Source organism: Chloroflexota bacterium (assembly GCA_035652535.1).
In the GTDB taxonomy this organism is placed as follows: Bacteria; Chloroflexota; UBA6077; order UBA6077; family SHYK01; genus DASRDP01.
The window spans coordinates 44,909-51,553 of sequence record DASRDP010000001.1 but is presented as its reverse complement, the minus strand read 5'-3'; the positions used below and the strand labels follow the sequence as shown (position 1 = coordinate 51,553).

The 6,645-nt window shown below is 65.2% G+C and carries 10 protein-coding genes; all 10 read left to right on the top strand.

Annotation, left to right across the window (positions count from 1 at the left end; all coding sequences use genetic code 11):
• Window positions 1–363, top strand: a 363-nt coding sequence (locus tag VFC51_00285) for a DNA helicase RecG (GenBank protein ID HZT05442.1), incomplete at its 5' end; no start/stop codon positions are given.
• Between the two features lie 2 nt (window positions 364–365).
• Window positions 366–953, top strand: coding sequence for a 16S rRNA (guanine(966)-N(2))-methyltransferase RsmD (gene rsmD, locus VFC51_00280; protein HZT05441.1), 588 nt, complete (start codon window positions 366–368; stop codon window positions 951–953).
• 69 nt (window positions 954–1,022) lie between these two features.
• Window positions 1,023–1,538 carry a pantetheine-phosphate adenylyltransferase gene (gene coaD / locus VFC51_00275; GenBank protein ID HZT05440.1) on the top strand — a complete coding sequence of 172 codons (516 nt, stop codon included), beginning with the start codon at window positions 1,023–1,025 and terminating at the stop codon, window positions 1,536–1,538.
• Window positions 1,535–2,104 carry a hypothetical protein gene (locus VFC51_00270; protein HZT05439.1) on the top strand — a complete coding sequence of 190 codons (570 nt, stop codon included), beginning with the start codon at window positions 1,535–1,537 and terminating at the stop codon, window positions 2,102–2,104. Before coaD ends, VFC51_00270 begins: the two co-directional genes overlap by 4 nt.
• Before the next feature lie 42 nt (window positions 2,105–2,146).
• On the top strand, window positions 2,147–2,686 hold the full coding sequence (locus VFC51_00265) for a DUF177 domain-containing protein (protein ID HZT05438.1): 540 nt from the start codon (window positions 2,147–2,149) through the stop codon (window positions 2,684–2,686).
• Window positions 2,687–2,775: 89 nt separating this feature from the next.
• On the top strand, window positions 2,776–2,976 hold the full coding sequence (gene rpmF, locus VFC51_00260) for a 50S ribosomal protein L32 (protein HZT05437.1): 201 nt from the start codon (window positions 2,776–2,778) through the stop codon (window positions 2,974–2,976).
• Window positions 2,977–2,979: 3 nt separating this feature from the next.
• Window positions 2,980–3,999: an ACP S-malonyltransferase gene (gene fabD, locus VFC51_00255; GenBank protein HZT05436.1), complete on the top strand. Its 1,020-nt coding sequence runs from the start codon at window positions 2,980–2,982 to the stop codon at window positions 3,997–3,999.
• Window positions 4,000–4,018: 19 nt separating this feature from the next.
• Entirely contained in the window at window positions 4,019–4,765 is a 747-nt protein-coding gene (gene fabG / locus VFC51_00250; protein HZT05435.1) for a 3-oxoacyl-[acyl-carrier-protein] reductase, read from the top strand.
• The gene (locus VFC51_00245) at window positions 4,762–6,126 is read left to right on the top strand and encodes an acetyl-CoA carboxylase biotin carboxylase subunit (protein ID HZT05434.1); all 1,365 of its coding nucleotides are present in this window, start codon (window positions 4,762–4,764) and stop codon (window positions 6,124–6,126) included. Before fabG ends, VFC51_00245 begins: the two co-directional genes overlap by 4 nt.
• Window positions 6,113–6,577 (top strand): transcription antitermination factor NusB, encoded by a 465-nt coding sequence (nusB, locus tag VFC51_00240; protein ID HZT05433.1) that lies wholly within the window; start codon window positions 6,113–6,115, stop codon window positions 6,575–6,577. Before VFC51_00245 ends, nusB begins: the two co-directional genes overlap by 14 nt.
• Window positions 6,578–6,645: the final 68 nt, after the last annotated feature.

Here is a 6,645-nt window from a genome sequence, read left to right as displayed (position 1 = left end):
CAGCTCCACCAGTTTCGCGGACGGGTCGGACGCGGCAGTGCGCCGGCGGCCTGTTACCTGATTGCCAGCACGGAGTCGCCGGAATCGCTGGAACGGCTCGACGTCGTCGCGCGGTCGACCAGTGGATTGGAGCTCGCGGAGGAGGACCTTCGGTTGCGCGGACCGGGAGAATTCTCCGGATTTCGGCAGAGCGGCTTTCCACCCCTTCGCATCGCTCGGCTCACCGATCTCGAATTCCTCGAGCGAGTCCGGGGCGCCGCCAGCCGTGTGCTGGAATCGGACCCGCGACTCGAGCGATCGGAGCATGCCGCCCTCGCCCGAGCTGTCCACGCGTTGGCGAGCAGCTCCGGCGAAGCGAACTGACGGTGCGTGTCGTCGCCGGGAGCGCCAAAGGGCGTCCCCTCTATGTCCCCAAGGGGCTCGACATCCGTCCGACGACCGACAAGGTCAAGGCAGCCATCTTCTCCATGCTTGCTGCCGAAGCGATGCGACGCCAAGACCTCGACGCCGAGGAGGTAGCCTTCCCCTACCGCCGGGTCTTGGACCTGTACGCGGGGTCCGGCGCACTTGGGATTGAAGCCCTCAGCAGGGGCGCGGAGTTCGTCGACTTCGTTGAGGCGAACGCGCGTGCCCGGTCGGCGATTCGCGCAAATCTCGAGCGGACTGGATTTGTATCGCAGGCCTCGATCCACGGCCTGCGTGCCCAGGCGGCCGTGTCGACATTCAGCGCAACGTATGATTTAATACTGGCCGATCCTCCGTACGATGAACCCACGGTGCCAGAGGTGCTCGAGACTATCGGGCGCAATGCCATCCTAAAGCCCGGGGGTATTCTCGTCCTCGAGCATGCGCGGTCCCGCGACTTTGGAGCCCGTGTCGGCAAGCTCCAGCCCTTGCGAACCAGGAATTACGGGACGACGGCGGTTTCGCTCTTTCGCAACGACGAGAACTGAAGGCGCCACAAGAGAGCAAGGCGCGAGCGATCTCTCCCTTCCGGCCCAACCCCTCGTCTGGAGTGAGCGATGGCAACGGCTCAATCGCGATCCACAGGCGACCTGGTTGCACTGTATCCGGGCAGCTTCGACCCCATTCACAACGGGCACTTGGATATCATCCGCCGCGCGTCGACCATCTTCGACCGCCTCATCGTCGCCGTGTACGACAAACCCGACAAGCGCCTGCGATTTACCACCGACGAGCGGGTCGAACTCGTACGGGAGACCACTGCGGATCTGGCCAACGTTGAAGTCGCAAGCTATGCCTCGCTCACCGTAGACTATGCCGTGTCGCGGGGAGCGCGAGCGATCATCCGCGGACTACGGGCTACCTCCGATTTCGATTTCGAATTCCAGGTCGCTCTCATGAACCGCCACTTGAACCGAAACGTCGAGGCGATCTTCTTCATGACGTCGCTGGAGCACGCGCACCTCAGCTCTACACTGGTGAAGGAGGTCGCGCGTCTCGGCGCACGCGTGGACACGCTTGTTCCCGCGCCCGTGGCGGCCGCGCTCAAGCGGGACGTCGAGGGCATGCCATGATGGATCCGCCGACGAACGAACCGGGCTCGATGGACATCCTGTACCTCCTCGAACGGCTCGAGGAGGTCCTCGGGTCCGGCTCGCGCCTTCCGTTCACCAGCCGAACGCTGATCGACGACGAGGAATGTTTTGCGATCATCGATCAAATCCGGCTCAGCCTTCCAAACGAGATTCGCCAGGCGCGCATGGTCAACGCCGAGCGCGAAGCGCTGCTGGACGAGGCCCGCGCCCGCGCGGACCACATTATCAAGATGGCCGAAGCGGATGCGCAGGAGCGTGTTCGCGATCACCACGTGACGCAGCAGGCGCAAGCGCGCGCGAGCGAGATCGTGGCGCAGGCGGAGCGAGATTCGCTCAAGGTCCGCGATGAGGCGGATGATTACGTGTATCGCGTGCTCATGGAGCTGGACCGCCACCTGGAAAGCCTCGCCACGACCGTCCGGAACGGGCTCCAGTCGCTCCACGAAGGGCGCGAAAGCGCTCAGCCTGCCGCCGATTTCGACTCGGGTGGCTACGGGCGGGACAATCCGGAATGGGGGTCAAGCGGCACCGGTTCGATAAAATGAGTCGAGACCGAAGCTGGTGCGGATAGTCTCCCGAGCGAAACGATGCTGGCGCACAATGTTGCCGCGCTCCTCAAGGCCCCACCGGGCACCAATCGCGACATCGAGATCTTCGACGAACATCCGCGATTCGGTCCCGAGTTTGTAACCACCGCCGCCGTCCGTGGGAGAGCCCGGCTGTTCCGTACCCAGGATGCAATCGTGGTGCGCGGGCACATCGATACCGTCATCGAGGTCGAGTGTTCCCGCTGCCTCGATCCGTTTCCCTTTCCGATCTCGATGGACTTCGAGGAGGAATTCCGCCCGAGCATCAACATCACGACCGGCGCGCCGCTGGAGCTTGCAGAGGACGAGGCGCTGCGCATCGACGAGCATCACGTTCTCGATCTGACCGAGCTGGTCCGCCAGTACCTCCTCACCAACGCCCCGCTCCAACCCGTCTGTAGCCCCGATTGCCGGGGCCTTTGCCCGACTTGTGGCGCGGACCTCAACGAGCAAGCCTGCGCTTGCCCCTCCGACGTCGATTCGTCACCATTCTCAGCCCTCGCTCCGCTGCTCGATCGAAAGACGACCGGGCGAAGCTGACGCCGATCGGAATTCGGTAGAATTCACGACGCTTATTCCAACCCGAATATGAGACCACCCCGAGCGAGGGCCCGCCCAGAGAGGAGCACATGGGAGCACTCCCAAAGAAGAAAATCCCGCGCCGTCGTCGAAACAATCGCCGCAGCCACCTGCACGCGGCATTGCCACAATTGGGTCCCTGCCCGCAGTGTCATCGCCTCAAGCCGACGCACCAGGTCTGTCCGTTCTGCGGAACGTACAACGGTCACCACGTACTCGAGGTGAAGGACACCGCGCGGCCCCTCTCCTAGCCGGTGCGCGGCAGCGCCCGCGTGACTGAGCCGCCCGAGACACGCGATCCATCGGCCGCGCGACGCCTCGCGGTGTTATTTCCCGGCCAGGCCTCGCAGCACGTTGGGATGGCTACTGCGCTGCGCTCGGCAAGCCCCCGCGTCGAGCAGCTTTTTGGCCTCGCTGAATCCATCACCGGTCTGCCACTCGGGCGCTTGTGCGCGGAGGGACCCCTTACCGACCTCACGCGGACAGACGTGGCGCAAACGGCTGTCGTCACGGCGAGCATCGCCGCCGCCTGGTACCTTGAGGACATGCTCGGAACTCCGGTTCCCGCTGCCTTCGCGGGCGGTCACAGCGTGGGAGAACTGACCGCCATGTGCTGGGCGGACGCCATCAGCGTGCAGGACACGCTGCGGCTCGTCCATCGGCGCGGCGAGCTGATGGCTAGGGACGCGGCAAACTGCGATGGCACGATGGCAGCGGTGATCGGGATCGAGCCGAGCAAGCTGGAGACAGTGTGCCAACAAGCTTCGGTTGGGACCGACGGAACGGTTCAGGTGGCAAATTTGAACGGACCGGGACAGATCGTCATTAGCGGCGACCGCGTCGCTGTCGGACGCGCGGCCGAGGCGGCTGTGGCCAACGGAGCGCGCCGCGTTCTGCCGCTCAATGTTGGCGGGCCGTTTCACTCGCGGTACATGGTTGCGGCGGCTCGCGACTTCTCTGAGATGGTCGAATCGATCGAGATTCGACCTCCCCGCGTCCCCGTCATCTTGAATACCAGCGCCGAGCTGGCGAGCAGTGCCGGCGCGCTTCGATCCGAGCTGCCTCTCCAGATCACTCGACCGGTCCGATGGCATGAATCCGTCGACGCGCTGGTTGCCCTCGGATGTGACACATTCCTCGAGATCGGGCCGGGAGACGTCCTGTGCGGCCTCGTGCGACGGATCGCGCCGAAGGCTCGCGTCCTCGCTGTCGGATCGCCCGACGCCGCAGAACGCGCGGCCCAGATCATTCGAGCGTGCATGACGGGTGACTGAGCCGGCCACAGTTGGACCGTTGTCCCTCAGCGGAAAAACGGCGCTCGTCACCGGGGCCGCCCGCGGCATCGGGCGCGCGATTGCGCTCGACCTCGCGCGCAACGGCGCGCACGTGGCCGTCAACTACCTCGCCAGCGCCGACGCGGCGAACGACGTCGTCGCGGAAATGGCGTCCGTGGGGTCCGAGGGCTTCGCCGTGCAGGGAGACGTCGCCAACGCCGATGACGTCGAGCGCATGACGGCGGCGGTGCTGGACCGCTTTCAGCGCATCGACGTGCTGGTCAACAACGCCGGAATTACCCGCGACCGGCTCCTTCTCCGGATGAAGGACGATGACTGGGACGACGTGATCGGCGCTGACCTTCGCGGACCCTTCCTGTGCACGCGCGCCGTCTTGCGCGGTATGGTGCGGAATCGAAGCGGGCGGATCATCTGCATTGGCTCGATCTCCGGCATCGCCGGCAACGCTGGCCAGGCAAACTACGCCGCGGCGAAGGCTGGACTTATCGGCTTCACGCGGTCCGTCGCTCGCGAAGTCGCGTCCCGGGGCATCACCGCGAACGTCGTGGCGCCTGGATACATCGAGACCGAGATGTGGGCCACCGTGGCAGCCGAGGCACGCCGGCGATTCCTCGACATGGTGCCCCTGGCGCGACCCGGTCAGCCGGATGAAGTCGCCAGCGTCGTCTCATTTCTCGCGTCCGACCGCGCATCCTATATAACCGGCCAGGTGATCCACGTGGACGGCGGAATGGTGATGGGATGACGATCCACCGGCTCCTCGTCGCGAATCGGGGCGAGATTGCCGTTCGGATCATTCGGGCCTGCCGGGAGCTCGGAATCGAGACCGTCCTGGCGCATTCGGAGCCCGATCGCGAATCGCTGGGCGCGCGGCTCGCCGACCAGACCGTGTGTATCGGACCCGGTCCCAGCGAAAAGAGCTACCTGAACATTCCCAACATCGTCAGCGCCGCGCTGATCACTGGATGCGACGCGCTCCACCCGGGATATGGCTTCCTCGCGGAGAACGCGTATCTGGCCGAAGCGTGCACGCGATGCAACCTCACGTTCGTCGGGCCTCCTGCCCGGGTGATCGAGGAGTTCAGCAACAAGGTTGCGGCCCGTCGGCTCATGGCAGCCGCGGGTCTCCCGATCGTGCCGGGCAGCGAGGGGATCGTGCCGAATCTCGAGGCGGCTCGATCGGCCGCCGCCGAGGTCGGCTTCCCGGTGATGCTGAAGGCGGACGCGGGCGGCGGCGGTCGGGGGATGCGGACCGCCGCCAACGACGAGGAGCTGGTGCGCGCATTTCAGATTGCGCAGGCGGAGGCGCTGGCGAGCTTCGGCAACGGCGATCTCTACGTCGAGCGGTTTGTCCCAATGGCACGCCATATCGAAGTGCAGCTCGCCGTCGACAACGACGGACACGCAGTCCACCTCGGCGAGCGGGATTGCTCGCTTCAGCGTCGACACCAGAAGCTCCTCGAGGAAGCGCCGTCTCCCGCCCTGTCCAAAGAGCACCGGCGCGACATCTGCGAAACGGCTGTCCGCGGTGCGCGCTTCGCGTCGTTTCGAAGCGTCGGCACGATGGAGTTCATCCTCGATCCCGACGGCGCGTACTACTTCATCGAGATGAACACTCGCCTCCAGGTGGAGCATCCGGTCACCGAGATGGTGACGGGGATCGACATCGCCAAGCTGCAAATTCGCCTGGCCGCAGGCGAACCGCTTCCGTTTACCCAGGAATCCATTCGCGTCCAGGGCCACGCGATGGAGTGCCGAATCGTGGCGGAGGATCCCGACCGCGACTTTGGGCCAGAGTTCAGTCCCATCCGCGAGTACCACGCCGCGGGAGGACCGGGTATCCGCGTCGACTCTCACGTCTTTTCCGGATATGAGCCCCCGCCGTTTTACGATTCGCTGCTGAGCAAGGTCATCGCCTGGGGAACCGACCGGGAAGAGGCGATGCGCAGGATGGAGCGTGCCTTGACCGAGACGCGAATCATCGGCCCGAAGACGAGCATTCCTTACCAGCTCGCGGTCCTGCGCGATGACGGCTTCCGACGCCACGGCGCTCATACGCAATGGACGTTTCCGGTCGCCTCGGCCGAGCCCAATGGCGAGCGCTGAGCAGCCGTCGGACGCGTCGCCTCGCAGCCGTAGACGGGCACGCGAACTCGCGCTCCAGGCCCTGTACGAGATCGACGTGTCCGCCCACGCGCCGGAGGAAGTCCTCCAACGGATGGCCGCCGACATCCGGGCGAGCGGGCCGGTCGTGCAGTACGCGCAGGAGTTGATTAGCGGGATCATCGCCCACCGCAGGGAGATTGACGCGCAGATCGCGCGCCATGCCTCGGCGTGGCCCATCGCGCAGATCTCCACGATCGACCGGAATTTGCTGCGCCTGGGTGTTTACGAGCTAACGTTCAATTCGTCTAAAATACCCGTCGGCGTCGCGATCAACGAGGCCGTGGAGCTCGCCAAACGCTACGGGAGCGACAGCTCGAGTCGGTTTGTGAACGGCGTTCTCGGGCGCGTCGTGGATGACCAGCGGAGAACGGAACCGCCTCCCCAGCCGTGAGTCACGTACGTGGACGCTTCAGCGCGGGCTCCATCCGGAGAGCCCGCCCAATCGAGACGGGAGAGTTA

What these genes read in the sequence shown, in the direction of transcription:
- coaD (HZT05440.1), top strand. Translation starts at nt 1,023, where the DNA reads ATGGCAACGGCTCAATCGCGATCCACAGGCGACCTGGTTGCACTGTAT.
- VFC51_00270 (HZT05439.1), top strand. Translation starts at nt 1,535, where the DNA reads ATGATGGATCCGCCGACGAACGAACCGGGCTCGATGGACATCCTGTAC.
- VFC51_00265 (HZT05438.1), top strand. Translation starts at nt 2,147, where the DNA reads ATGCTGGCGCACAATGTTGCCGCGCTCCTCAAGGCCCCACCGGGCACC.
- rpmF (HZT05437.1), top strand. Translation starts at nt 2,776, where the DNA reads ATGGGAGCACTCCCAAAGAAGAAAATCCCGCGCCGTCGTCGAAACAAT.
- VFC51_00245 (HZT05434.1), top strand. Translation starts at nt 4,762, where the DNA reads ATGACGATCCACCGGCTCCTCGTCGCGAATCGGGGCGAGATTGCCGTT.
- nusB (HZT05433.1), top strand. Translation starts at nt 6,113, where the DNA reads ATGGCGAGCGCTGAGCAGCCGTCGGACGCGTCGCCTCGCAGCCGTAGA.